Source organism: Paraburkholderia sp. BCC1886, assembly GCF_900996245.1.
Lineage (GTDB): Bacteria > Pseudomonadota > Gammaproteobacteria > Burkholderiales > Burkholderiaceae > Paraburkholderia.
Genome location: NZ_CAAJGK010000052.1, coordinates 379,696 through 406,100 on the forward strand (window position 1 = coordinate 379,696; position 26,405 = coordinate 406,100).

25 protein-coding genes are annotated in these 26,405 nt (G+C 64.3%); 17 read left to right on the forward strand and 8 right to left on the reverse strand.

The features are described from left to right. Window positions 1-11 precede the first annotated feature (11 nt). From rpmH to yidC, 4 genes are all read left to right on the forward strand, one after another. Window positions 12-146: a 50S ribosomal protein L34 gene (rpmH, locus tag FQ746_RS19820; RefSeq protein WP_004198824.1), complete on the forward strand. Its 135-nt coding sequence runs from the start codon at window positions 12-14 to the stop codon at window positions 144-146. Window positions 147-168: 22 nt separating this feature from the next. Then, a complete protein-coding gene (gene rnpA / locus FQ746_RS19825; protein WP_144111329.1) occupies window positions 169-660 on the forward strand; it encodes a ribonuclease P protein component in 492 nt (163 codons plus the stop codon). Window positions 661-757: 97 nt separating this feature from the next. Then, entirely contained in the window at window positions 758-997 is a 240-nt protein-coding gene (gene yidD / locus FQ746_RS19830; protein ID WP_144111507.1) for a membrane protein insertion efficiency factor YidD, read from the forward strand. Window positions 998-1,027: 30 nt separating this feature from the next. After that, on the forward strand, window positions 1,028-2,689 hold the full coding sequence (yidC, locus tag FQ746_RS19835; protein ID WP_144111330.1) for a membrane protein insertase YidC: 1,662 nt from the start codon (window positions 1,028-1,030) through the stop codon (window positions 2,687-2,689). Between the two features lie 118 nt (window positions 2,690-2,807). On the opposite strand, the gene FQ746_RS19840 is transcribed toward yidC, so the two are convergent. Beyond that, complete coding sequence (locus tag FQ746_RS19840; RefSeq protein WP_144111331.1) at window positions 2,808-3,218, reverse strand: XRE family transcriptional regulator; 411 nt, start codon at window positions 3,216-3,218, stop codon at window positions 2,808-2,810. Between the two features lie 345 nt (window positions 3,219-3,563). Here FQ746_RS19840 and mnmE point away from each other — a divergent pair, with 345 nt between their 5' ends. From mnmE to FQ746_RS19855, 3 genes are all read left to right on the forward strand, one after another. After that, a complete protein-coding gene (gene mnmE, locus FQ746_RS19845) occupies window positions 3,564-4,958 on the forward strand; it encodes a tRNA uridine-5-carboxymethylaminomethyl(34) synthesis GTPase MnmE (RefSeq protein WP_144111332.1) in 1,395 nt (464 codons plus the stop codon). A gap of 139 nt (window positions 4,959-5,097) precedes the next feature. Then, the gene (locus FQ746_RS19850; RefSeq protein WP_144111333.1) at window positions 5,098-6,234 is read left to right on the forward strand and encodes a tyrosine-type recombinase/integrase; all 1,137 of its coding nucleotides are present in this window, start codon (window positions 5,098-5,100) and stop codon (window positions 6,232-6,234) included. A gap of 124 nt (window positions 6,235-6,358) precedes the next feature. Continuing rightward, a complete protein-coding gene (locus tag FQ746_RS19855) occupies window positions 6,359-6,538 on the forward strand; it encodes a hypothetical protein (protein WP_144111334.1) in 180 nt (59 codons plus the stop codon). Window positions 6,539-6,623: 85 nt separating this feature from the next. Here the strand turns inward: FQ746_RS19855 and FQ746_RS19860 are convergent, their stop codons facing one another. Next, on the reverse strand, window positions 6,624-6,995 hold the full coding sequence (locus FQ746_RS19860) for an ecotin precursor (RefSeq protein ID WP_144111335.1): 372 nt from the start codon (window positions 6,993-6,995) through the stop codon (window positions 6,624-6,626). Between the two features lie 215 nt (window positions 6,996-7,210). Here FQ746_RS19860 and FQ746_RS19865 point away from each other — a divergent pair, with 215 nt between their 5' ends. The 8 genes from FQ746_RS19865 (at window position 7,211) to FQ746_RS19900 (ending at window position 16,731) form a co-directional block, all read left to right on the forward strand. Next, on the forward strand, window positions 7,211-8,836 hold the full coding sequence (locus FQ746_RS19865; protein WP_144111336.1) for a methyl-accepting chemotaxis protein: 1,626 nt from the start codon (window positions 7,211-7,213) through the stop codon (window positions 8,834-8,836). A gap of 57 nt (window positions 8,837-8,893) precedes the next feature. Continuing rightward, entirely contained in the window at window positions 8,894-9,406 is a 513-nt protein-coding gene (locus FQ746_RS19870; RefSeq protein WP_144111337.1) for a chemotaxis protein CheW, read from the forward strand. Then, window positions 9,403-10,851 (forward strand): CheR family methyltransferase, encoded by a 1,449-nt coding sequence (locus FQ746_RS19875; protein WP_144111338.1) that lies wholly within the window; start codon window positions 9,403-9,405, stop codon window positions 10,849-10,851. Before FQ746_RS19870 ends, FQ746_RS19875 begins: the two co-directional genes overlap by 4 nt. Further along, window positions 10,844-11,545, forward strand: coding sequence for a chemotaxis protein CheW (locus FQ746_RS19880; RefSeq protein WP_260854108.1), 702 nt, complete (start codon window positions 10,844-10,846; stop codon window positions 11,543-11,545). Before FQ746_RS19875 ends, FQ746_RS19880 begins: the two co-directional genes overlap by 8 nt. Continuing rightward, a complete protein-coding gene (locus FQ746_RS19885) occupies window positions 11,542-13,929 on the forward strand; it encodes a hybrid sensor histidine kinase/response regulator (protein WP_144111340.1) in 2,388 nt (795 codons plus the stop codon). Before FQ746_RS19880 ends, FQ746_RS19885 begins: the two co-directional genes overlap by 4 nt. A 5-nt stretch (window positions 13,930-13,934) precedes the next feature. Further along, window positions 13,935-14,984, forward strand: a complete 1,050-nt coding sequence (locus tag FQ746_RS19890) for a chemotaxis response regulator protein-glutamate methylesterase (RefSeq protein ID WP_144111341.1) — start codon at window positions 13,935-13,937, stop codon at window positions 14,982-14,984. A gap of 95 nt (window positions 14,985-15,079) precedes the next feature. After that, entirely contained in the window at window positions 15,080-16,174 is a 1,095-nt protein-coding gene (locus FQ746_RS19895; RefSeq protein ID WP_144111342.1) for a diguanylate cyclase, read from the forward strand. Between the two features lie 131 nt (window positions 16,175-16,305). After that, on the forward strand, window positions 16,306-16,731 hold the full coding sequence (locus tag FQ746_RS19900) for an HIT family protein (protein WP_144111343.1): 426 nt from the start codon (window positions 16,306-16,308) through the stop codon (window positions 16,729-16,731). Window positions 16,732-16,909: 178 nt separating this feature from the next. On the opposite strand, the gene FQ746_RS19905 is transcribed toward FQ746_RS19900, so the two are convergent. Continuing rightward, window positions 16,910-17,095 (reverse strand): hypothetical protein, encoded by a 186-nt coding sequence (locus tag FQ746_RS19905; RefSeq protein ID WP_144111508.1) that lies wholly within the window; start codon window positions 17,093-17,095, stop codon window positions 16,910-16,912. 501 nt (window positions 17,096-17,596) lie between these two features. On the opposite strand from FQ746_RS19905, the gene sap1 reads away from it, so the two are divergent. Next, window positions 17,597-17,932 carry a surface attachment protein Sap1 gene (gene sap1, locus FQ746_RS19910; RefSeq protein ID WP_144111344.1) on the forward strand — a complete coding sequence of 112 codons (336 nt, stop codon included), beginning with the start codon at window positions 17,597-17,599 and terminating at the stop codon, window positions 17,930-17,932. 210 nt (window positions 17,933-18,142) lie between these two features. On the opposite strand, the gene FQ746_RS19915 is transcribed toward sap1, so the two are convergent. The 5 genes from FQ746_RS19915 to FQ746_RS19935 all read right to left on the reverse strand — a co-directional run bounded on the left by FQ746_RS19915 (window position 18,143) and on the right by FQ746_RS19935 (window position 25,151). Beyond that, window positions 18,143-19,876 (reverse strand): IlvD/Edd family dehydratase, encoded by a 1,734-nt coding sequence (locus tag FQ746_RS19915; RefSeq protein ID WP_144111345.1) that lies wholly within the window; start codon window positions 19,874-19,876, stop codon window positions 18,143-18,145. Window positions 19,877-19,921: 45 nt separating this feature from the next. After that, complete coding sequence (araH, locus tag FQ746_RS19920) at window positions 19,922-20,926, reverse strand: L-arabinose ABC transporter permease AraH (protein WP_144111346.1); 1,005 nt, start codon at window positions 20,924-20,926, stop codon at window positions 19,922-19,924. Window positions 20,927-20,957: 31 nt separating this feature from the next. Beyond that, window positions 20,958-22,493 (reverse strand): L-arabinose ABC transporter ATP-binding protein AraG, encoded by a 1,536-nt coding sequence (gene araG / locus FQ746_RS19925; protein ID WP_144111347.1) that lies wholly within the window; start codon window positions 22,491-22,493, stop codon window positions 20,958-20,960. Window positions 22,494-22,564: 71 nt separating this feature from the next. After that, on the reverse strand, window positions 22,565-23,569 hold the full coding sequence (locus FQ746_RS19930) for an arabinose ABC transporter substrate-binding protein (protein WP_144111348.1): 1,005 nt from the start codon (window positions 23,567-23,569) through the stop codon (window positions 22,565-22,567). A gap of 124 nt (window positions 23,570-23,693) precedes the next feature. Then, on the reverse strand, window positions 23,694-25,151 hold the full coding sequence (locus tag FQ746_RS19935; RefSeq protein WP_144111349.1) for an aldehyde dehydrogenase family protein: 1,458 nt from the start codon (window positions 25,149-25,151) through the stop codon (window positions 23,694-23,696). A gap of 206 nt (window positions 25,152-25,357) precedes the next feature. Here FQ746_RS19935 and FQ746_RS19940 point away from each other — a divergent pair, with 206 nt between their 5' ends. Beyond that, window positions 25,358-26,335 carry a LysR family transcriptional regulator gene (locus tag FQ746_RS19940; protein WP_144111350.1) on the forward strand — a complete coding sequence of 326 codons (978 nt, stop codon included), beginning with the start codon at window positions 25,358-25,360 and terminating at the stop codon, window positions 26,333-26,335. The last annotated feature ends 70 nt before the right edge of the window (window positions 26,336-26,405 follow it).

Consider the following 26,405-nt stretch of genomic DNA (forward strand, 5'->3'; position numbering starts at 1 on the left):
GTGAGAGCAACATGAAACGTACTTATCAACCTTCCGTTACCCGTCGCAAGCGCACCCACGGCTTTCGCGTTCGCATGAAGACCGCCGGTGGCCGCAAGGTCATCAACGCACGTCGCGCGAAGGGTCGCAAGCGTCTGGCCATCTAAGGCTGGCAGCGGATTGCGCGCTATGACCGGCGCCCGCGGCGAAGCGGGAACGGCTCCGTTGCCAACGCGCTTGCAAACCCAGTTGCAAACCCAGTCCCGAGCGCCCGCCGCCTTCCCCAAAGCCGCAAGGCTACTGAAAACGGATGAATTTTCATCCGTTTTTCGTTTGCGCCCGTGGCGCCGCACCGCACACTTCGTGGTGTACGGCCGGCCCACCGGCAACGAGGCGCGCCTTGGGCTGGTGATCGGCAAGAAGTATGCGCCGCGCGCCGCGACGCGAAATCTGGTCCGGCGTATCGCGCGTGAAGCCTTCCGGCTGCGTCGCGCGGAATTCGGCGGATGGGACGTGTTGCTGCGCCTGCATACGCGCATCGACAAGAAGGCGTTTCCCAGCGCGTCTTCGCCGCCGTTGCGCACGTTGTTCCGCAGTGAGATAGAAGCGCTGCTCGACAAGGCCGCGCGCGAAGTCATCCGTCGCGAGGCGCCGCCCGCGGACGCGCCCAAGACGGAATGACGCTCCCGTGACCGCTCTGACCGCCCGCCTTGCAGCCCTGCTGCGCGGGCGTCGCCCGGTACTCCACGATGCGCGGCGCCGTCCGGCCGCCACTGCCATGCAAACGGTACAAACGGTCCTCATCGGTCTATTGCGTTTCTACAAGCTAGCCGTCAGCCCGCTGCTCGGCGACCGGTGCCGTTTTTACCCTTCCTGTTCTGATTACGCGCGCGAAGCAATCCAGTATCATGGCGCCGCGCGCGGGACTTATCTCGCCGCCAGGCGTATTTGCCGCTGTCACCCGTTTTCCGCGGGCGGCATCGATCTCGTCCCGCCTCCCACTTCTGATAAGCGCTGACGCGCCGGTTCATCGACACTGAGACAACGCATGGATATCAAACGCACCGTCCTATGGGTCATCTTCTTCATGTCAGCGGTCATGCTGTTCGACAACTGGCAACGCGACCATGGACGCCCGTCGATGTTCTTCCCGGGCACCACGCCGACCAGCACGGTCGGTAGCGCCGCCCCCGGAACCACGACGCCGGGAACCCAACCCGCCGATCTGCCCGCCACCAACGCAGCCGCTCCGGGCAATGCACCGGCCGCCGCGCAGGCGCAACTCATCAAATTCAGCACGGACGTCTACAGCGGCGAAATCGACACGCGCGGCGGCACGCTGTCGAAGCTGTCGCTCGTCAAGCAAGGCGACGGCAAGCAGCCCGATCTGGTCATCACGCTGTTCGATCACACCGCGACGCATACGTATCTGGCGCGCACGGGTCTGCTCGGTGGCGATTTCCCGAATCACAACGATATCTACACGCCGGTGGCGGACCAGCCGCGTGACCTGCCGGCGGACGCCAAGTCGTTCCAGCTCAGCTTCGAGTCGCCGGTCAAGGGTGGCGTGAAGGTCGTCAAGACCTACACGTTCACGCGCGGCAGCTATGTGATCGGCGTGGATACCAAGATTCAGAACGTCGGCACCGCGCCGGTGACGCCGTCCGTCTATATGGAACTGGTACGAGACGACCAGCCGGTGGAAACGCCGCGCTTCTCGCACACGTTCATCGGACCGGCTGTTTATACGGACCAGCATCACTTCCAGAAGATGACGTTCGGCGACATCGACAAGAACAAGGAAGACTTCGCGAATTCGGCCAACAACGGCTGGATTGCGATGGTGCAGCATTACTTCGCGTCCGCCTGGATTCCGCAGCAAGGCGCGAAGCGTGACATTTACGTCGAGAAGATCGATCCGGCGCTGTACCGCGTCGGCGTGAAGCAACCGGTGCCGACCATCGCGCCGGGACAGTCGGCCGACGTGTCGGCGCGCCTGTTCGCCGGTCCTGAAGAAGAGCGCATGCTCGAAGGCATCGCGCCGGGTCTGGAACTGGTGAAGGACTACGGCTGGGTGACGATCATCGCGAAGCCGCTGTTCTGGGTGCTCGAGAAGATTCACAGCTATGTCGGTAACTGGGGCTGGTCGATCGTGCTGGTCACGCTGCTCATCAAAGCCGTGTTCTTCCCGCTGTCGGCCGCCAGCTACAAGTCGATGGCGCGCATGAAGGCCATCACGCCGCGCATGCAGGCGCTGCGCGAACGCTTCAAGGGCGATCCGCAGAAGATGAACTCGGCGCTGATGGAGTTGTACAAGACCGAGAAGGTCAATCCGTTCGGCGGCTGTCTGCCGGTCGTGATCCAGATTCCGGTGTTCATCTCGCTGTACTGGGTGCTGCTGTCGTCGGTGGAAATGCGCGGCGCGCCGTGGATTCTCTGGATTCACGATCTGTCGCAACAGGACCCGTTCTTCATTCTGCCGGTGCTGATGGCCGTGTCGATGTTCCTGCAAACGCGCCTGAACCCGACGCCGCCGGACCCGGTGCAAGCCAAGATGATGATGTTCATGCCGATCGCGTTCTCGGTCATGTTCTTCTTCTTCCCGGCCGGTCTGGTGCTGTACTACGTGGTCAACAACGTGTTGTCGATCGCCCAGCAGTACTACATCACGCGGATGATGGGTCAGTCGAAGAAAGCCAAGGCTGTCTGACCTGAGCCTGAACCGCCGGCCTTCATGCGGCCGGTCGTAAAAAAGCCGCCCGGTGGGAAACCACCGGGCGGCTTTGTTTTATGGGTAATACGCCGCAGCCGGAGGCGCGGCGCGCCGGTTATTCTTCGTCGGGATGCTCTTCGCCCCAGAACCGGTCGATCATTTCCTCGACCAGATAGCGGTCTTTCGGCATGAGCGATCCGATTTTGGACGCGAGGTGAATGAGTTCGGGTGTCGGCGGATACAGTTCGCCGCGCGCCATGGGCTTCGCATTCGAGCCCGGCGGCGGTCCGTAGTGCAGCCAATGCTCCTTCACGTTCAACCACTCCGCCAACGTGCGCAGTTTGTCGGGCTTCGGAATCGTCGTGCCCGTCAGCCACTTGTGCGCCGTTTGCGGCGTGACCGGGCGTTCGCCGTGGTAACGGAGATTGAATTGTTCGGCAAGCTTGGTCCCGCCGCGAATTCTCAGCGGCTCGAGCAGGTCCTTCAACCGTTTGGCGAAGGCGGCTTTTTCTTTGTCGGTCGGCATGGGGTGGATTGTGCAATTCACATTCCACCCAGTTGACAACTGGTCAGGCTATGGTTTAGCGCGTTGAAGATTTGTTTAGCTTGTAATTCCCGCCACGCCAAGCATTTCGCGGAATTTGATTTTTATCATGATTTCCTTATCTAGCGTGGCTTTTGGGAAATTTCCGATCCTAGTCAGTCTTAATTGTTCTTAGGAAAGACAGTTCCAATCCTAGCTTGAGTAGGATAAATCCTACCGGCCGGGTTTTCGGTGTTACAAGCCGGCCGTCGATAGCGCCCGCGTTACAATCCTTCGCGCCGCATCGACCTGGCGGCGCCCTTCCCTTCTCCGATTCTCTACGCGTCCATGCTCACCACCGATTCCGATCCGATCGTCGCCATTGCCACCGCGCCCGGTCGAGGCGGCATCGGCGTCGTGCGGATTTCGTTCGGGCGAGCGGGCGCGGCGGCGGCCGAACCGTTGATGCAGGCGCTCACCGGCCAGACACTCGCGGCACGCCACGCCAGCTACGTGCCGTTTCAGGACGCGGCGGGCAGCGCGCTCGACCGCGGCATCGCCCTGTATTTCCCCGCGCCGCACTCCTATACCGGTGAGCACGTGCTCGAACTCCAAGGCCACGGCGGACCGGTCGTGCTGCAGCTGGTACTTCAGCGTTGCATCGAAGCGGGCCGCGCGATCGGCTTGCGGCTCGCAGAGCCTGGCGAATTCACGCGCCGTGCGTTTCTGAACGACAAGCTCGATCTGGCTCAGGCCGAAGCCGTCGCCGATCTGATCGAAGCCAGCACCGAGGCGGCTGCCCGCTCGGCAGGCCGCTCGCTCGACGGCGCGTTTTCGCGCGACATCCATGCGCTCGTCGAGGACGTGATTACGCTGCGCATGCTGGTCGAGGCGACGCTCGACTTCCCCGAAGAGGAAATCGACTTCCTCGAAGCCGCCGACGCGCACGGCAAGCTCGCGCGAATCCGCGAACGCCTCGCTCATGTGCTGGGCGAAGCGCGGCAGGGCGCGTTGCTGCGCGAAGGTTTGTCCGTGGTGCTAGCCGGACAGCCGAACGTGGGCAAATCGTCGTTGCTGAATGCGCTGGCCGGCGCCGAACTGGCCATCGTCACGCCGATCGCCGGCACGACGCGCGACAAGGTCGCGCAAACCATCCAGATCGAAGGTATTCCGCTGCATATCATCGACACCGCCGGACTGCGCGATACCGACGACGAAGTCGAGAAGATCGGCATCGCCCGTACGTGGAGCGAAATCGAGCGCGCCGACGTCGTGCTGCATCTGCTCGACGCCCGCACAGGCATGACGGCCGAAGACGAAACGATTGCCGGGCGTTTTCCCCTTGGCGTGCCGGTGGTGCGAGTGGTCAACAAGACGGACCTGACCGCGCTCGCGCCAGCAGTGCAGCAACTGGACGCTGCGGCCGATCTCAGCGAAGTGCGCCTCTCGGCGAAGCAGGGCGATGGGGTTGCGTTGCTACGCGGCGAGTTGCTGCGCATCGCCGGCTGGCAGGCGGGCGCGGAAAGCGTTTATCTGGCTCGCGAGCGGCATCTGATCGCGTTGCGTGCAGCCGAAGAGCATCTGGCGACCGCGGCCGCGCATGCCGATCAGAATTCGCAGGCGCTCGATCTGTTTGCCGAAGAACTGCGGCTTGCACAGGACCAACTCAATTCGATCACTGGAGAATTCAGTTCGGACGATCTTCTAGGAGTGATTTTCAGCAGGTTTTGTATCGGGAAGTGACGCCGGGCTACGAGGCAAGCTAGTAGGGATTACGGCTCGGAGTATCGCGCTACTGACTACCGAAAAAGCACTAAAGGTTTGGTACACAGCCACCCGGCAGAGTAGAATCCGGCGACACCGCTTCCCCCACCGCCGCAGCATGCCTAAACTCGCTACGCCCCTCACCGAATCGCAAGTCCGCGCGCTCACCCCACGCGGCACGCGCTATTCCGTTGCCGATGGCCAAGGCCTGATCATCGAAGTGATGACCACCGGCACCAAGGTCTGGCGGTTCCGCTATTCGTTGAACGGCAAGCGGCAGCCGCTCGCCACGATCGGCGACTACCGGATGATCTCGCTGCGCGTCGCGCGGGCCAAAGCGCAAAAGTACGCGGCGCTGGTGGCGCAAGGTATCTCACCGGTCGCCACCGCGCGTCGCGACCGCGGCGCCGACAGCAACGCGGATGTTTTGCGCGAAGCCGCCGAGCTTTATCTCTCGACAGAAATGGCGGGCAAGTCGGATGAGTATCGCCGCACCACCCGACGCGCGCTCGACAAGGACGTGCTGCCGGCAATCGGCAACAAGCCGGTCAGGTCGGTGACGGCGCAGGACATCGTCGGAATATGCGAGCGCATCAACAACCGCGGCGCGCCAAAAATGGCGCTGCACACACGCAACGTGGTCAAGCGTCTCTACGAGTATCTGATTGCCCGGCAACTCGCGACCGACAATCCCGCTGAAGTCGTCCCGGCGCGCTCCCTCGCGACCGTTCACAGCCGCACGCGCGTTATGTCGGGCAACGAGATCGGCACGATGCTGCGCGCTATCGACGTATCGAGCATTCGCCGGCCGCTCAAGCTTGCCTTGCATCTGCGCGTGCTGACGATGGCGCGCAAGTCGGACCTGGTCGAAGCGACCTGGTCGGAGTTCGACTTGAACGAAGCGCAATGGACGATTCCTGCAACGCGGCTGAACGCGGAGCACGACCAGATCGTTTCGCTATCGCGTCAGGCCATCGCGATACTGCAGGAGCTGTTCGATGCCAAAGCCGACGGCCAGCGCTATGTCTTTCCAAGCGTACGGGGCGACGATCGGCCGATAGCCAGAAGCACGTTGAATCAGGCCGTGAAAGCGCTAGGCGTCGATGTCGAGCACTTCGTGCTGCACGATTTCCGGCGTACGGCAGCAGCCCATCTGCCACAAAAACCGGCTGGCTCGAGCGATGCGAACACGCAACGCGAGTTCCAGCAATGCTGGGCAGACTTCATAGAAACTCAGACGAATAGCGCGCGTTAGTCAACGCGAACGACGCACCAATCGGCAGACCAATACATCGATTTGTCGCTGAATAAAACCCGCCCTTGGAGCGTCATCCTTCGCCTACACTGAGGCATGGCTCTAACTCCACGCGGAGGCTCCCATGTCCGAACCATTGTTGGCCTATCTGCTTGGACCCGCCGTCATGCTGGTGGTGGGTGCAACGATCTGGGCGGCCGCCCGCTATCACCAGAAGCACCATCCCCATCCCGATTCCAAACCGCCCCGACTCGAGCGCTGGCTCGATACGCATTACGCGGAGTGGCTGCATCACCGGCACTGACCGGCCGCGTTCTCACCCTTGCTCCGCACAGCACGAATAAAAAGGCCGTCGCACTTTGCGACGGCCTTCGTTCGACTGGCGGAAATCAGTAACCCTGCTGCGGCTCGGGCTCCGAGTAACCCGAGTAGCCATATTGTCCTTGCGGCGGAGGCGGCGGCGCACCGCAAGCGACGTACGCGCGCTGGTACTGGTCATAGCAGGCGCCCGGCGGCGGCCCGCCATACCCCGGTTGCTGCTGATACGCCGGCTGCGCGTAGACAGGTTGCGCATAAACCGGCTGGGCATACACCGGTTGTGCGTACACGGGGGCCGGCGCCAGCGCCGAACTTACCACTGCACCCAGCACCGCGCCGCCGATCAACGCGCCGACCACATCGCCGCCATTGCCATGCGCGGACGCTTGCCCCGCCACGCTCAAGCTCCCCACCATCACCAATGCCACTGCAATCTTTTTCACGTTTCTCTCCGGCCTGTTAGGCATGCAACGGATTGTGGAGGTCGCCGACAGAAATAGATGCTGCAAGTGGTAACCGCCCATTACGGTTGTAACCTCGCGCAAGCTGGCACTCCCACGTTTTTCGTTCGACTCAAAGATTGCCCTGATCAATGTAAAATTCGCCGCACAACCCGTCAGATCAATCCGACAGCGTCAAAAAAGTAAGGGGTGTGCGAGTGAAACAATGGACCATCCGCCAACGGATCCTGTGCAGCTTCGGGATCGTGCTCATCGTGATGCTGTCGTCTGCGGTCGTCACCTTCGAGCAACTCGGCGGCATCGATCACAACGCGAAGAGCCAGCAGCAGGACTCCATGCCGGGCCTTTACTACGCCACCGCAATGCGCGCCGCGTGGTTCGAGAACTACTCGGTCACGCAGCGGCTCATCTACGTGGACGCGGATCCCGCCTCCATCAAACGCGACACGACCCGACTGCAGGAAACCCAGGACACGCTGCAAAAGCTCGTCAACGACTACGGCGCGACGCTCTTTCGCGACGTCGACCGTGAGCTGTTCACCAATTTCCGCCAGCAGCAGACCCAATACCTGCCGATCCAGACCTCGCTGCTGAACACGCTGCCGAGCTCGAAGGAAGACGCCGCGCGCGTGTTCAACACGCAGCTCACGCCGGTTTGGGAAACCGGCCGGCTGTCCATCCGCAAGCTGGTCGACAACAACAAGGCCTACGCCGACGAGGCCGCGCAAAACATCCGCAGTTCGGTCGAGACCACGCGCGTCGCGCTGCTCGTCATGCTGCTGATCGCCGCGATCGTCGCCGTGGCCGCCGGCTACTGGTTGCTGCGCGCCGTCACCACGCCGATGGCCAAGGTGCTGCAGGTCGTCGACGTGATGCGCACGGGCGACCTGACGCAGCGCCTGCAACTGAATCGCGCGGATGAGATCGGCGCGCTCGAGTCGGGCTTCAACCGCATGACCGATGAAATCACCGCGCTGGTCGGCCAGGCGCAAAAATCGGCGGTGCAGGTCACCACGTCGGTGACGGAAATCGCTGCGACTTCGCGCGAGCAGCAAGCCACCGCGAACGAAACCGCCGCGACCACCACCGAGATCGGCGCGACTTCGCGGGAGATTTTCGCGACCTCGCGCGACCTGCTGCGCACCATGAACGAAGTGTCGGAAGTTGCAGGCCAGTCGGCGGCGCTCGCCGGCACCGGCCACGCGGGACTCGCGCGCATGGAAGAAACGATGCGCCTCGTCATGGAAGCCGCCGGCTCGGTCAATGCCAAGCTGGCGATCCTCAACGAGAAGGCCAGCAACATCAATCAGGTCGTCGCCACGATCACGAAAGTGGCCGATCAGACTAACCTGCTGTCGCTGAATGCCGCGATCGAAGCGGAGAAAGCCGGCGAATACGGCCGCGGTTTCGCGGTGGTGGCCACCGAAATCCGCCGTCTCGCCGATCAGACCGCCGTCGCCACCTACGACATCGAGCAGATGGTGAAGGAAATCCAGTCGGCGGTCGCCGCCGGCGTGATGGGGATGGACAAGTTCTCCGAGGAAGTGCGCCGCGGCATGCTCGACGTGCAGAACGTCGGCGGCCATCTCACGCAGATCATCCAGCAGGTGCAGCAACTCGCGCCGCGCTTCTCGATGGTCAACGAAGGCATGCAGACGCAGGCCACCGGCGCCGAGCAGATCACCCAGGCGCTCACGCAGCTTTCCGAGGCCGCGCAGCAGACGGCGGAATCGCTGCGCCAGTCGACGCAGGCCATCGACGATCTGACGCATGTGGCGAACAGTTTGCGCACCGGCGTGTCGCGCTTCAAGGTGCTGGCCTGACGCGCCGCGCCAGGTTCGCCCGCGCCCTCCGCCCAGCCCAAGCTCAAGCTCCCGCCGATGCTCTTCATCCTGTTCACCCTCGATAGCGAACGCTACGTGATCGACGCGACGCAGGTGGAGCGTCTGATGCCGCTTTCGCCCGAGTCGCCGCCCAAGGCGATCCCCGGCGCGCCGGCATGGGTCGCGGGCGTGCTCGAACACGAAGGCGCGCCGGTGCCGGTCATCGACCTGCCCGCGCTCGCGCTCGGCCGTCCCGCTGCCCAGTTGATGTCCACGCGCGTGGCACTGGTGCGCTATCCGCTCGCGAGCGATGGGGGCAATGGCGGCCGCGATGGCATGGGCAATGGCATGCGCAGCGGCGTGCGCCTGCTCGCGCTGCTGCTGGAAGGCGCGACGCGCACCATCCGTCTGAATGCGGATTCGTTCCACGACGCCGGCATCGATCTGCCCGCGACCCGCTATCTCGGCCCGGTCGCGAGCGACGCCGGCACCCTCGTCCAGTGGATTCGCGTCGAGCATCTGCTGCCCGACGACGTCAAGGCGTTGCTGTTCGCCGAGGCGGGCGCATGAACGCGCATCACGACAACGCGCCTTTGTACCGGCGCTTCGCCGACCTGCTGCATCGGACCATGGGACTCGACGCGGCGTCGCTGGGCCATAGCGCGATCGAACGCGCGGTCGATCAGCGCGCCGCGGCCTGGCGCGCCGACGGTCACGACGATGCGCCGCTCGCCGCATACTGGGAAGCGACTCAGGCGTCGCCCGCGATGGTGCAGGCGCTGGTCGAGACGGTGGTGGTGCCGGAAACCTGGTTCTTCCGCGATGCCGATGCGTTCAAGGCGCTGGCGCGGCTTGCACGGGTCACGGCTGCGCGGCGCGGCGGTTCGCTGCCGCTGCGCATTCTCAGCTTGCCCTGCTCGAGCGGCGAAGAGCCGTACACGATCGCGATGACTCTGTTCGACGCGGGTTTCGCGGCGACGGAGTTCCGCATCGACGCGATGGATATCAGCGAGCGCTCGCTGGCGCTCGCCCGCCGGGCGATTTATGGCCGTAACTCGTTTCGCGGCAACGCGCTGGCGTTTCGCGACGCGCACTTCGCCCGCGTAGAAGCAGGCTGGCGACTCGCGCCGCGTATCGTCGATGCGGTGCGCTTCTCGCGTGCGAACCTGATGCAACTCGATGCGTCCGCGCTCGGCGTGTACGACTTCGTGTTCTGCCGCAACGTGCTGATCTACTTCGACCGCGAGGCGCAGCATGCTGCGTTGCAGGCGCTCGAAAGCGTGCTGGCCGAAGACGGCACGCTGTTCGTCGGGCCATCCGAAACCGGGCTGCTGGTGCGCCACGGCCTGCAATCCGCGAAGATTCCGCTGGCGTTCGCGTTTTATCGCGCGGCGTCAGTCGATGCGAATCGGGAGACGCCGCCTCACCTTTCGCCTACCGCGCCGCTGGCGAACGCGGCGGCGTCGGCCATGACACGCTGGCCCCAATCAACGCTGGCGCCCGTGCAGGTGTTTTCCGCGCAGCCTTTCGCGTGGCCGGATGCGGTTGCGCGCGCACCGCTCGACCGCGCAACGGCCGCGGCCGAGCCGATGATCGCCGATACAGCGCGGCCTGCCTCCCGCACGGCACCGACCGCACCAACGCCCGGAGCGTCGTCCGCCACACCGACGGACGCACCAACCGCCGCACCGACCAACGCCGCGCGCGACACGCTACAAGCTGCGCAAGCGCTCGCCGATGCCGGCCGTCTCGCGGAAGCCGCAACCGCACTCACCGCCTACCTCGAACGCCACGCACCGCACGCCGACGCGTTCTATCTGCTCGGCGTGCTCGCCGATGCTCACGGCGAGACGAACCTCGCGCGCGGTCACTACCGCAAGGCGCTTTACCTCGATCCGCAGCATGGCGAAGCGCTCGCGCATCTGGCGACGCTGCTCGAACTCGAAGGCGACCGCGCCGGTGCGCGCCTGTTGCTGCAACGCGCGTCGCGCGCGCAGGGAGCGTCCCGTGGTTGAAGAACGCGCGCCGGACTTCGACGATTGCTGGAACCGCATCGGCGTGCGCGGCGACTCGTCGTGCGAGCGTCTGACCGAGTATGTCCGCTGCCTGAACTGCCCGGTGTTCGAAACGGCGGCGGCCCGCCTGCTGGACCGCCCGGTGTCGCAGATCGATCTCACGCACCCTGAACTGCGCGCGCCCGCACTCGTTCCCACACGTCGCAGCGACGCGCAAGGCGAGAGCGAATCGTTCCTTGTATTCCGGATCGGCGATGCGTGGCTCGCGCTGCCTACACCGATCTTCAAACGCATCGTGCAGACGCGGCCGGTTCATAGCCTGCCGCACCGCCAGCATCGCGCGGTACTGGGCGTGGTGAACGTGCAGGGCGATCTGCTGGTGTGCGTGTCGCTCGCGCTGCTGCTCGGCTTCGAACCCGGCGCTAGCGCGGCGCGGGACAAGCAGGACGAGCGGGCGCGTCACGAGCTGCCGCGTTTGCTGGTGGTGTCGCGCGCCGACGAACACGCGGCCTTTCCCGTCGATCAGGTCGACGGCGTGCATCGCATCGCGCTGGACACGTTCCAGCCGCCGCCCGCCACGCTGTCGCAAGCGGCCGCCGCGCATACCCGCGCGGTCGCGTCGTGGCGCGACATGAGTCTCGGCCTGCTCGACGCCGACGCGCTCTTCGACACCTTGAACCGGAGTCTCGGATGACGGACGACCCGCGCCGCCCGTCGCTGATCGACCTGTTCCGCGAGGAAGCCCGCACCCAGGCGCGCGTGCTGAACGACGGCCTGCTCACGCTCGACCGCTCGCCGCGCGACGCCGCCGCGCTCGAAGCGTGCATGCGCGCCGCGCATTCGCTGAAGGGCGCGGCGCGAATCGTCGGCGTGCCGGTCGGCGTCGAACTCGCGCATGCGATGGAGGATTGTTTCGTCGCCGCGCAGGAAGGCCGTGCGCTGCTCGACGGCGTGTGGATCGACGCGTTGCTGCGCGGCGTGGACATCGTGGAGCGCATCGGCAACGAGGAAGATGCCGAGGCGAGCGAAGCGGTGAGTGCTTGCGTCGCGTCGTTGCAGGCGCATATGGCGGGCGTGGCGCCGCATGGGGCGGTGTCGCGGCGCGATGCGGGGGCCATGCCGATGGAGATCGCCGTCCCGCAGCGCACGGTCGACGTGGCGGAGACGGCCCCGGAAGCGCCAGGCGGCGTGGCGGACGAAGCGGTCCGCATGCTTGTAGAGCCGGTCGTGAACAGCGCCGTACCGGTGCCGATGCTCGATGCCGCCGCACAAACTCCTGCACCAGCCGCCCAGCAAGCCCCCCACACCGCCACCGACCCCGCCCGCATGCTGCGCGTGCGCGCGGACAACCTCGACCGGCTACTGTCCTTGTCCGGCGAATCGCTGGTCGAGTCGCGCTGGCTCAAACCCTTCGCGCAGTCGATGCTGCGGGTCAAACGCGTGCAACGCGACAGCACCCGCGCGCTCGACCAGTTGCACGAAAGCCTCGCCGACCTGAAACTCGATCCGCGCGCGCAAGCCGCACTCGAAGAACTACGCCGGCTCGCCGGCGAATCGCAGCATCTGCTCGCCGAGCGTCTCGCCGATCTGGAAAGCTTCGATCGCCGCTCGACGCATCTGTCGCAACAACTGTACGACGCGGCGCTGCAATGCCGGATGCGCCCGTTCGGCGACGGCACCGGCGGCCTCGCGCGGATGGTGCGCGACGTCGCGCGCTCGCTCGGCAAGACGGTGCACTGGCACCTGGTCGGCGAATCGACGCAGGTGGACCGCGATATTCTCGATCTGCTCGAAGCGCCGCTCGGCCACCTGCTACGCAACGCGCTCGATCACGGTATCGAAGCGCCGGCCGTGCGGCTCGCGCGCGGCAAGCCGGCCGACGGCACGCTCACGCTCGACGCGCGCCACACCGCCGGCTCCCTGCTGATCACCGTCACCGACGACGGCGCGGGCATCGATCTGGATGCCCTACGCGGGTCGATCGTGCGCAAGAAGCTCGCGAGCCCGGAAACGGCCGCGCGTCTGTCCGAAGCCGAACTGCTCGAATTCCTGTTTCTGCCCGGCTTCTCGCTGCGCGACCAGGTGACCGACGTGTCCGGCCGCGGCGTCGGGCTCGACGCGGTTCACGACGTCGTCAAGCGCGTGCGCGGTACCGTGCGCATCACGCACGAGCCGGGCTTCGGCACGCGCGTGCAACTGCAGTTGCCGCTGACGCTGTCGGTCATCCGCAGCCTGCTGGTGGAAGTCGCCGGCGAACCGTACGCGGTGCCGCTCGCGCACGTGAACCGCACGCTGCACGTGAGCCGCGCGGAGATCGAACTGCTCGAAGGCCATCAGCACATCGGCTTCGACGGGCGCCGCATCGGCATCGTTACCGCGCATCAGATTCTCGACACCGCGGCGTCCGCGAACGAGGCCGAACTGGTCAGCCTGATCGTGATCGGCGAAGGCGAAGGGACTTACGGCGTGGTGGTCGACCGTTTTCTCGGCGAGCGGATGCTGGTGGTGCAGCCGCTCGATCCGCGGCTGGGCAAGATCCGCAATATCTCCGCCGGCGCGTTGATGGAGAACGGCGACCCCGTGCTGATCGCCGATGTCGACGACTGGTTGCGCTCGGTCGAACGGCTGGTGGCCGGCGGCGATCTGCAACACGCGCAACCGGGCGCCGCGCTCGCCAGCCGTCGCAGCACGCGGCGCGTGCTGGTGGTCGACGACTCGCTCACGGTCCGCGAACTCGAGCGCAAACTGCTGGCCACGCGAGGTTACGACGTGACCATCGCGGTCGACGGCATGGATGGCTGGAATGCGGTGCGCGGCGAGCGCTTCGACCTCGTCATCACCGATATCGACATGCCGCGCATGGACGGCATCGAACTCGTCACGCTCATCAAGCGCGACCCGCAGTTGCACTCGCTGCCGGTGATGATCGTCTCGTACAAGGATCGCGAAGAAGACCGCCGCGCGGGTCTCGACGCGGGCGCGGATTACTATCTGGCAAAAGGCAGTTTCCATGACGAAGCGCTGCTCGACGCCGTGCGCGATCTGATCGGCGAAGCTTACGGCGCAACCCACGGGTGACACGAATGAAGATCGGAATCGTCAACGACATGCCGCTCGCCGTCGAAGCGCTGCGCCGCGCGCTCGCGGCGCGCCACGATTACGACGTGCTGTGGGTCGCGCAGGACGGCGTGCAGGCGGTGGATTTCTGCGCCGCGCAGCGACCCGACATCGTGCTGATGGACCTCGTGATGCCGAACGTCGACGGCATCGAGGCGACCCGCCGCATCATGGCGCGCGCGCCGTGCGCGATCCTGATCGTCACCGTCGACGTGGGCGCCAACGCCTGGCGCGTGTACGAAGCGATGGGCGCGGGCGCGCTCGACGCCGTCGACACGCCGTCGCTGAGCGGCCCCGACGCGCACCGGAGCATCGCCACGTTGCTCGCGAAAATCGACCGGATTGCCGCGCTGGTCAAGGAGCGCAATGCGCCCACGCCGGCGGCCGCGCCTCAGCCCGGCGCGACGAACCGCGACACGCCGCTGGTAGCGATCGGCGCATCCGCCGGCGGACCGGCGGCGCTGGCCACCCTGCTCGCCGCGTTGCCCAAGGATTTCGCGGCGGCAGTCGTAATCGTGCAACACGTCGATGCCGCATTTGCCGCCGGCATGGCCGACTGGCTGAACCAGCAGTCGGCGTTGCCGGTGCGGATCGCGAAGGAAAACGACCGGCCGCAGGCGGGACTCGTGCTGCTGGCGGCCACCGACGACCACCTGCATCTGAAGTTGCCCAACGTGCTCGGCTACACACCCGTGCCGACGGAAACGCCCTACCGGCCTTCTGTCGATGTGTTCTTTCATAGTGTCGTGGCACGCTGGCCGGGCCGCGCGATCGGCGTGCTGCTGACCGGCATGGGACGCGACGGCGCGATCGGGTTGAAGGCGATGCGCACCAAGGGCTATCGCACGATCGCGCAGGACGAGGCGACGAGCGCCGTGTACGGCATGCCGAAGGCGGCTGCCGCGCTCGATGCGGCGGTATCGATCCTGCCGCTACCGGCGATTGCTCCGGCATTAGTGACGGCATTAGTGACGGCATTAGTGACGGCGGTAGGCACGGCAGTAAGCACGCGTTAGCGACGCTGCTCCAACCGGTCTGCCTGCTTGCCTGCCGCCTGCGCCTCACCTGAGCCTGCTTCACTTTTTCGACTGCTTTTCATCTGACGAACACCATGGACACTCGCAACCCGCCTCAGACCGCCGCCGCGCCCAATCTCGCCGATGCCGACGCGAACCGGCAGGCGCCCACGCTGCCGGTGGACGACGCGCTGGTGCGCATCCTCGGCAATCCGCCGGCCGCCCAGTGTCCGATCATGGTGTTGCTGGTCGACGATCAGGCGATCATCGCCGAAGCCGTGCGGCAGGCGCTGGAAGGCGAACCGGGCATCGACTTCCACTATTGCGCGTCTCCGGAAGACGCGGTGCGCTGCGCCGAAGAAACCCGTCCCACGGTCATCCTGCAAGACCTCGTGCTGCCCGGTACGGACGGCCTCACACTGGTGCGGCAATACCGGGAGCATCCGCTCACCCGCGATATTCCGATCATCGTGCTGTCGACCAAGGAAGAGCCGCTCGTCAAAAGCGCGGCGTTCGCGGCGGGCGCCAACGACTATCTGGTCAAACTGCCGGACCGTATCGAGCTGATCGCGCGAATCCGCTACCACTCGCGTTCGTATCTGAACCTGCTGCAACGCGACGAGGCGTATCAGGCGCTGCGTCATTCGCAGCAGCAACTGCTCGCGACCAATCTGGAATTGCAGCGGCTCACGCATTCGGACGGGCTCACGGGTCTGTCGAACCGCCGTTATCTCGATCAGTATCTGGCAGCCGAATGGCGCCGCGGCGTACGCGACAAGACCGGCTTGGGCTTCCTGATGATCGACGTCGATAACTTCAAGGCCTACAACGATACCTACGGCCACGTGGCCGGCGACGAAGTGCTCAAACGCGTCGGCCACACCGTCGAGTCCTGTCTCGGACGCTCGCCCGACCTCGCGGCGCGCTTCGGCGGCGAGGAATTCGCGGTGGTGCTGCCGGGCGCCTCCAGCGGCGGCTTGCGCTTGATCGCCGAGAAGATCCGCCTCGCCATCGAAGACCTGGGCATTACGCACACCGGCTCGGCGAGCGGCGTCGTGACGGTCAGCATCGGCGCGGCGATGCAGGTGCCGACGCTTGCGGAAGCGGTGACCACGCTGGTGGAAGCCGCCGACGTCGGTTTGTATCGCGCCAAACGCGACGGCAGAAATCAGGTGGCGATGAGCGCTTGAACATCGGCGCGGCCACGTCCAAGCATCCTCAGCGCGCCGATGCGTTCGCTGTAACAGATGTGCGAGACAATGGCGCCACCTGACCGGCACGACAGTCTCCCATTCGTGTTCGCAAACTGAGAGGAAGCGCGATGAACTACGACGACAGCAATCCCTTCGCGAGGATTCTGCGTGGTGAACTCCCCTGCATCAAAGTGGCGGAAACCAGCTCCGCGCTGGCTTTCATGGATCTGATGCCGCAGGCCGACGGGCATCTGCTCGTCATCCCGAAAGAAAAGGCGGCGCAGATCTTCGAGTTGTCGGATGCGTCGACGGTGGCCTGCATGCGGATGACGCAGAAGCTGGCGATTGCAGTGCGCGCGGCGTTGCGCCCGGATGGCGTGTTCATCGGTCAGTTCAACGGCAGTGCGGCAGGGCAGACCGTGCCGCATGTGCACTTTCACGTGATTCCGCGCTGGCAGGGGCAGGACCTGCGAATGCATGCGCGCGACGTCGCCGACGCCGCCACGCTCGAAGCGCTGGCCAAGCGGATTCGCGATCATTGGCGCGCGGATTAACGGCTGGCGGGCTCGTGATGCTTTGACGGTCACGCGCCGTAACATCTGTAAAAGCCTTCGAAACCAGCGCAGCGCGCAATGTGGCTAGACTGGCGCTGCCTTGTCCCAACAAGGCATTGAGTGTGGATCTCTTTTCAGCCTGCCGAACCGGCAGGCTTTTTTCTTTCCGTTCGTCTTTCTATTCCCGATCCCGCGGGCGGCGCAGCGGATGCCGCCAGTCGATGCCGTGCCGGCGTGCTTTGAGATGCGCCGGCCGCAAGCCATGAAGATGACGATGTTCCTGCCACAATTCATCGGAGAAAAGAAAGGCGACGATTAACAGCGGAATCGCCAGAAACAGGCCCAGGATTATCTGTTCGATCACGGCAGCCTCCTCGCGCAAGCAGTGATTTTCATTGTAGTCGCCAGCGGTTATCACGTTCTCTCGAATCACCCCGAGTGAAACCGCTTGCGCCATCCTCAAACAAGCCTGGCATCGTTTCTCTTCTGCATTTACACCGTTATTTCGCCCTTCCTCTCAGGTCAGTTGAATGACTTTGTGTGCAACGCACCAAGTGGCTGAATTAATTGTATTAAGTCGCTTAATTGGCACCTGGCGTTTACGTGAATATCGACCGCAAAGCTTTACCGGTTAGAGCGCTGTACCCTGCCCCTTTGATTTCTAATAGTTTTAATGTGATCCGTTCAAACTACTGCTCAAGGTTTAAGCAGGTCGACATTAACATGCGGCAATTCGTCACTGTTGCGACCGCACACAAGATGTGCTTGTTGTTCTACCGCATTCTCCTAAAGTGCAAGTTGCGGGTTGAATCTTAATCTTAAATAGATAGCTAACCTGAGTAATCGACCCGCACCGGAGGATCACATGAAAACGCGAATCGCACTGGTTTTTGCCCTTGTGGGTCTGGCCGCTGTCACTGCTCAGGCTCAAGACGTCGTCAAGCCGCAGCAAACCATCCAGTTCAAGGCCAACAGCTACGGCTGTCTATCGAAAGATAAGCTCGATGCCGCCGATCAACACGCTCAAGCCGGCGAGCAGCAGAAAATGCAGGAATTTTTCTCCGGTTATCAATGCGTGTCGACTCCCGAAAATTCGAGTTTCCGCGTGGTGCGCGTAGTCGGCCACGACGTCGAATTCGTGAATTCGGGCAATAGCGATACCCAAGGCCTTTGGGCAAACGACCGTTTTATCAAGCAGTAATCCGATAAATCGCTCGTTGGTCGAGTCAATCAGATTGACGGCGCGGCGGATTAATCCGCCGCGCCGCTTCTGTGTGATCGCTGTGTGATCGCTGCGTGGACCTGAGAGACATCGATAATTAAAAAAGCCGATGCGGCCATGTGGTCGCATCGGCAATACGCCTTCTCGCGGCGCAGGAACCCGGTTAAAGCTTAAACTGCGCGCCGCCCGTCAGTGCGAATCGCGCGGCACTGCTGCGCCGCTCGATCCGACCAGAAAGTCCAGATCCGCACCCTGATCCGCCTGCAACACGTGTTCGACATACAGCTTGTAGTAACCGCGCGTGGGCGGTGCCGGCGGTTGCCACGCGGAGCGACGGCGCGCGAGTTCTTCGTCGCTGACATCCAGATGCAGACGGCGCGCTTCGACATCGAGTTCGATCATGTCGCCGGTCTGCACGAAGGCGAGCGGGCCGCCCGCCGCCGCCTCGGGCGACACATGCAACACCACCGCGCCATAGGCCGTGCCGCTCATGCGGCCGTCGGAAATGCGCACCATGTCCGTAATGCCTTTTTGCAGGACCTTTTTGGGCAGCGGCATGTTGCCCACCTCAGCGAAGCCCGGATAACCTTTCGGCCCCGCACCCTTGAGCACCATCACGCAATGCTCGTCGATATCGAGCGACTCGTCGTCGACCTTCGCGTGCAATTCTTCGATCGTCTCGAACACCACCGCGCGTCCGCGATGCTTGAGCAAACTCGCGGTCGCGGCCGACGGTTTGATGACCGCGCCATTCGGCGCGAGATTGCCCTTGAGGACCGCAATGCCCGCCTTCGGTTTGAACGGCTCGGCAAACGTCGTGATGACCTTCTCGTCGTGATTCGGCGCGTTGCGCACGTTGTCCCACAGGGTCCGGCCGTTCACGGTGAGCGCTTCCTTATGCAACAACCCCTGTTCGCCGAGTTGCTTCAGCACCGCCGGCAAACCGCCCGCGTAGTAAAAATCTTCCATCAGATATTCGCCGGACGGCTGCAGATTGACGAGGCAGGGCACGTTGGAGCCAAGCTCCCAGTCTTCCAGCGTCAACTCCACGCCAATGCGCTTGGCCAGCGCAATCAGATGCACCACCGCGTTGGTCGAGCCGCCAATCGCCGCATTCGTGCGGATCGCGTTTTCGAACGCCTGGCGCGTGAGAATCTTGTCCATCGTCAGGTCCTCGCGAACCATGTCGACGATGCGCCGTCCCGCCAGATGCGCGAGCACCTGACGCCGGGCATCCACCGCGGGAATCGCCGCGTTGTGCGGCAGACCCATGCCGAGCGATTCGACCATCGACGCCATCGTGGAAGCCGTGCCCATCGTCATGCAATGGCCGCGCGAGCGGTTCATGCACGACTCGGCTTCGGTGAATTCCTCCTGAGTCATCGTGCCGGCGCGCACTTCCTCCGACATCTGCCAGACGCCGGTACCCGAGCCGATATGCTTGCCGCGAAACCGGCCGTTCAGCATCGGTCCGCCAGAGACCGCCAGCGCTGGCAGATTGCACGACGCCGCGCCCATCAGCAGCGCCGGCGTGGTCTTGTCGCAACCCACCAGCAGAATTACGCCGTCCATCGGATTGCCGCGGATCGATTCCTCCACGTCCATCGACGCGAGGTTGCGAAACAGCATGGCGGTCGGCCGCAAATTCGTCTCGCCGAGCGACATCACCGGAAACTCGAGCGGCAAGCCGCCGGCCTCGTGCACGCCTTTCTTCACGTACTCGGCCAACTCGCGAAAATGCGCATTGCACGGCGTCAGTTCCGACCACGTATTGCAGATGCCGATGACCGGGCGGCCGTCGAATTCGTCGTGCGGAATGCCCTGGTTTTTCATCCACGAGCGATGCAGAAAACCGTCGCGGTCCTTGAGGCCGAACCACGCCTGGCTGCGCAGCGGCTTTTTAGTCTGGTTGGAATCAGCCATTGAATCTCCTGTTGGCAAGCTTAGAGAGTGCGGGGCGCTTACGAGTCAATGCACGCGCTTGCTGCGGCGGAACTGGTCGAACAGCACCGCGAGCAACAGAATCCCGCCACGAATCAGATATTGATAGAAAGTCGGCACGTTCATCAGGCTCATGGCGTCCTGCACCGAGCCCATGATCAGCACGCCGACCAGCACGCCGGAAATCGTCGCGACGCCGCCCGTCAGCGAGACGCCGCCGAGCACGCACGCGGAGATCACGCCGAGTTCGAGTCCAACCGAGGTCTTCGGGTCGCCCAGACTCATCCGCGACGCAAGCATCACGCCCGCGAAACCGGTGACGAGCCCTTGCAGCACGAAGACGGTGATCTTGATGCGCGTGACCGGCAGGCCGGCGAGCAGGGCCGCTTCGCTATTGCCGCCCACGGCCAGCACGTTCTTGCCGAACACGGTTTTCTTCAGCAGGAAACCGAACAGCACGAAGCCGACGATGTTGCTCCAGATGGGATACGAAATGCCGAGGAACGCGCCGCCGCCCAGATCGAAAAAGCGCTCTTCGGAGATCATCACCGCGTCGCCGCTCGACGTGATGTAGGCGAGACCGCGCACGACTTCCATCATTGCGAGCGTGACGATCAGCGAGTTGATCTTGTAGCGCGCCACCAGCACGCCGTTGACGAGTCCGACCGCGCCGCCGGCCAGCACGCCCGCCGCGATGCCGAGCGTCACGCTATGGGTCGCGGTGATCAGCGTGGATGCCACGACGCCCGCGAACGCGACGATCGACGCGACCGACAGATCCACTTCGCCGAGCGCCAGCACGAACATCATGGTCACGGAAATCGAGCCGATCAACGTGACCGAGAGCAGCAAACCCTGGATGTTTCGCGAGCTCAGAAAATCCGGCACGGTGAACGACAGTGCCACGAACAGAATCACGAACACCATCACGATGCCGGACTTGTTGATCAGATCCCACGTACGCGCGGCCCGCGCGCTCAGGCCCGCGGAAGCGACGGCGGGCGTCGAGGATTCGGTTGAAGGTGTTTGCATGGTGTTAGTCCGTTCTCAAAGCCATGGTTTTTCAGCGGGGCAGCGCGAGCTTGATCAGCGCGTCGGGCGTCGCCTGCGCCTTGGGCAGGTTGCCGACGATGCGGCCTTCTTTCATCACGATCACGCGATCCGCGACGCCGATCACTTCGGCCAGGTCGCTCGATACGACGACGACCGTGCGGCCCGCTTCGGCAAGTCCATACAGCAGGCCGTAGATTTCGCTGCGCGCACCGACGTCGATGCCGCGCGTGGGCTCGTCCATCAGGAACACGTCGATCTCCTCGGCGAGCCAGCGCGACAGAATCACCTTCTGCTGGTTGCCGCCGGACAGCGTGCCGATTGGCGTGTCGCCGTTGCGCGTCTTGATGGCGAGCTTGCCGATGAACTCTTTCGCGGTCTGCGCTTCCTTGCGGCGGTCGAGCACGTTGAAGCGGCTAAAATGCCGCCGGCAACTGATGTTCAGGTTGTCCGACACCGACGCGATGGAGACGATGCCTTCCTGTTTGCGGTCTTCTGGACACAGCGCGAGACCCGCGCGCACCGCATCGCGCGGTGTCGCGAAGCGCACCCGCTTGCCCTTCAGCGTGATCTCGCCGGATACGGGTTTGACGGCGCCGTAAATGAGCTTCATCAACTCGGAACGCCCTGCGCCCACCAGCCCGAAAAAGCCGACGATCTCGCCTTGGCGCGCCGCAAACGACGCCGGTTCGCGCAGTCCCAAACCCATCAGATCCTTCACCTCGAGTTGCACGTCGCCGAGTGCGCGCGAGCGATAGCCGTACACATCGGCGATCGAGCGGCCCACCATGCAACTGATCAGCCGGTCGCGATCGAGTCCGGTGCCGGCCTCGAAGGTGTCGATATGGCGGCCGTCGCGAAACACCGTAACGCGATCGCACAGCTCGTAGACTTCGTCCATCCGGTGCGTGACATAGACGATCGCGCGACCCTCGGCCTTCAGCGCGCGAATGATGCGAAAGAGCTGGGTGGTTTCGCGCGAGGACAGCGAACTCGTCGGCTCGTCGAACGCGATCACGCGCGCGTCGCGCATCAGCGCCTTGCCGATTTCGATCATCTGGCGCTGACCGATCGACAGATTTTTCACCTGTTGCGACGGGTCGATTTTTTCGCCGAGCCGGTCGAGTTCGCGCACGGCGCGCGCGACCAGCGCTTTCTCGTCGAGCACGCCGAAGCGGTTGGGCAGCGCGCCGAGCATCAGGTTTTCGGCGACCGTCAACTCGGGCACCAGATGCAGTTCCTGATAGATGATCGCGACGCCTGCCGCGATCGCCGCTTTGGTGGACGTGAACTGCTGGGGCACGCCGTCGATGGACAGGCTGCCCGCGGCCGCCTGATTCACGCCGGACAGCACCTTGAGCAGCGTCGACTTGCCCGCGCCGTTCTCGCCCATCAAGCCGTGCACTTCGCCGCGCCGCACGTCGAGCGACACCTGGTCGAGCGCGAGCACGCCGGGAAAGCGCACGGTAATGCCATCAAGTTGCAGATACGGTTCCTGTGCGTCGACGGCTGTCGCGTCGGAATGGGACTTGGTTTGGAAGGACGTCATCGAACGAAACACCTCGGGCAGCGTGAGACCGGTAAGCAGCGAGCCGCGTGCGCGGCTCGCCGGAAGAACCCTCAAATACCGAGTTCTTTGCGCACGTCCTGCCAGTTGCCGCGCACCATCAGCTTGCCGGTGGTCTGCGTATCGGCAGGCGGCTGCTTGCCGTCCTTGATCCAGTCGACGAGGTTTTCGGTGCTCTCCTTGCCGTGATTGGTCGAGCTCACCGCGATCGTGCCGTAGAAGCCGGTCGGTTCCTTCTTCTGGAACTCGGCGAACGCTTCGCCCGCGCCGTTGATGCCCACGCCGATCACGTCGGCCGACGGAATATGCAACTGCTCGGTCGCGCGCACCCCGCCGAGCACGCTCTCTTCGTTCAACGCGAAGATCACCCACTTCTTGATGGCCGGATGTTGCGCCAGCACCGGCGATGAAGCGTTGAAGCCGCCTTCGTCGTCGGTGGTCTTTTGCGGCGCGTCGAAGATGTTCTCCTTCTTGAAGCCGCCGGCGAGCAGCGATTGCGTCGCGCCGTCGGTGCGCAGTTTCGCGGTCGGCAATTCGTAATTCGTGATGCGCAGTGCGCCGACTTCTTCGGGCCTCCAGCCGCGCCGTTTCATTTCATCCGAGATCGCCTGACCCACCTGATTGCCGATCTTGAACGCCGACATGCCCAGATGCGGCACGTTCGGCAACGGCTTGCCGGTCGAGTCGACCAGTTGATCGTCGACGGTGACGAACTTCATGTTGTAGCGCTTCGCGCGCGCCTGGATCGCCGGTCCGAGGCGCACGTCGGGCGCGCAGATCACGAAGCCTTTGGCGCCTTGCGCGCCGAGGTTGTCGATCGCGGCCAGCACTTTCTCGCCGTCCGGCGTGCCGATGTTGACGACCGCGAAGCCGTCCTTCTGGCCCAGCGCGCTCGCGGCTTTCTGTTCGTTGATGAACCAGGCCTGCTCCGGCATCTTCACGAGGAAGCCGACTTTGAGCGGCTGGTCTGCGTGCGCGGCGAGTTGCAGCCCGAAGGGCGCGGCGAGGGCGGCGGCGGCCATCGCCGAAAGGGTCAAGCGACGAAGTTTGCGGGTCATGTCTGTCTCCTGAAGTTGGAACGCTGCGTTGATGTGTTTTATGGGCAGCGGGGGTTCACGACTCCCGGCGTGATCAGCCGGGGCGTGGATTCGGGGTGGCGAACTCGGGCTTTGTCATCGCGGATCAGCCTGCGGCGTAGGCCGTTTTCGTGGTGGTCCAGAAGCTTGCGTCGGAGAGGCCGTAGGCGGACGCCTTGCGGCCGTCAGCCGACGCGTGATGCTGCTCCAGCGCGGTAGTCGGCAGATTGATCGCGACGTGGCCGCACTGCGCGTGACGCCGGAAGTGCCGCGCGTGCGCGAGCGAGCGCGTGAAAAGGCCGGCGCACAGACCAGAAGCGTTGTCGTTGGCAAGATGGAGCGCGTGCTCGTAGTCGTCGGCACGCAGTACGACCGCAATGGGACCGAATATCGCTTCGCGGGCAATGCGATGTTCCGGTTCGGCGATAAACAGCGCGGGCTCGAAGAAATAACCGCGCGTGGCCCGCTCCAGTGGCAGGCCGCCTTGCAGCAACGCCGCGCCTTCGGCCTGACCGGTGCGCACGTAATCGAGCGTGCGCGCGAGTTGGGTCGCTTCGGCGAGCGGGCCGATGTCGGTGGTGGGTTTCAGCGCGTGATCCACGCGCAGCATCGTCAGCTTCGCTCGCAGCGCATCGACGAACGGCTCGAAGGCGTCGCGCTCGACGATCAGGCGGGAGGTCGCCATGTGACGCTGGCCGGCGCCGCTATAGGCGCTGCTCGACGCGGCATCGACGGCGCCGGCAAGATCGGCATCGGCCAGCACGACGAACGGATGATTGCCGCCCATTTCCAGTTGCAGGCGCACTTGCCGGGCGGCAGCGACCTGCAGCACGCGTGTCCCGGTTTCGCCGGAGCCGCTCAGGCTGATCGCGGCAACCAACGGATGCGCGACGATGCGCGCGCCCACTTGCCGGCCGCTGCCCATCACGAGGTTGAAGACACCGGCGGGCAGTCCCGCGCGGGCGATGATCGACGTCAGTGCCGCCGCACAAGCGGGCGCGGATTCGGCCGGCTTGAAGACGACGGTGTTGCCGTGCGCGAGCGCGGCGCCGATTTTCGTCGCGGCATGCAGGAACGGCGCGCTCCACGGCGCGATGATGCCGACGACGCCGAGCGGCTCGCGCGTCGTGTCGATATCGATCGACGCGCCGGCGCGCGCGGCCGTCGTCGCGTCCGCCGGCGGCTGCCATGCGGCAGTAGCGCTGCGCTTGAAAATCTGCCCGGCGCGGGTGGTTTCCGCCAGGGCTTCGGCCTGCGTCCTGCCGATCTCGCGCGCAAGCAGACGGCTGAGTTCGTCGCGGCGCGCGAGCATCTCGCTGCCGATCGTATCGAGCGCGTCGGCGCGGCGTTGCGGCGCGCTCAGCGCCCATTCGCGGAAGGCGGCGGCGGCGGCTTCGATGGCCGTGTCGGCTTGACGCGCATCGGCGCGCACGTATTCGCCGAGCGGATGATCCAGGTCCGATGGATCGAGCGACACGCCGGTCGTCGCGCCCGTTTCCCAGCCGCCGTTGATGTAGTGGCGAAACGGACTGGCGACGAGTGGAACGAGCGGATCGCGATTCATCGAGGGGCGGGAGGTTGACGAAAGTAGAGGGGAAGCTCGGAAAAGTCCACGAATGGTATGAGCCGGTCCAATAACTTTCCAATCCCTTTTTGAGCCATCCCGATATCAAATCGGGTATGGCATGATGACGCGGTCAGCGCACCGGACGGCCGGTACGCAGCACGCCCGCCAATAGACGGCTTCGAGCCGCACGATGGAGACAGGCCATGACGCGTAGCTATTCGAACTGGTTCGTGCGGGCGCGTCTGAAGACGCGCCAGTTGCTGCTGCTGGCGGCGATGGAAGAGGAGGGTAACGTCCGCCGCGCCGCCGACGTGCTCGGCATGACGCAGCCTGCCGCGTCGCGTTTGCTCAAGGAACTCGAAGACATGCTGGAGGTGAGTCTGTTCGACCGGACTCCCCACGGCATGCACGCCACGCTGTACGGCGAGGTGATGATCCGCCACGCGCGCATGGTGCTGTCGAACCTGAGCCACGCGCACGACGAGATCTCGGCGCTGCGCTCGGGGCTCGCCGGACAGGTGCGCATCGGCGTGATTGCGGCGGCCGCCGCGACGATGGTGCCGCGCGCGGTGGCGAGCGTGAAGGAGCGCTATCCGCAGATGCAGATCTGGGTAGAAGTCGAAACCTCCGACGTGATGCTGCCGAGACTCGCCGAAGGCGAGCTCGACATCATGGTGGGCCGCGTGCTGGAACGACAGAACCAGTTCAAGACCGAAGTCCGCTACGAACCTCTGGCCGACGAGCCGCTGTGCGTGGTCGCGCGGCCCGGGCATCCGCTGGAAAGCGAGAGCGGGCTGACCTTGCGCGGTATCGTCAATGCGGGCTGGGTGTTGCATCCGCCGGGCAGTGTGCTGCGGCATCGCTTCGATCTGATGTTTTCGCAGATCGGTCTGAATCCGCCGCAGAACGTCGTGAATACCAACAATTTCCTCGCGATTTCGAGCCTGCTCGTGCAGAGCGACATGCTCGCGGTGCTGCCCGACGAAGTGGCGCGGCAGTATCAGCAGTACGGCGTGTTGAGCCGGGTGCCGATCGATTTGCCGTGTCGCATGGATACATTCGGTATCATCACGCGCCAGTCGCACCTGTTGTCGCCGGCGGCGTCCGTCGTACTCGACGCGCTGCGTGCGGCCGCGGGCGAGGTCTACGGCAGCTCGTTCGAGCCGGCTGTGGCGCGATAAATGCTCCTCCTGATGTCATGGTCGCCGGTCAACGGCGCGGGAGGGCCACGATGTACCCCAATCACGGAAA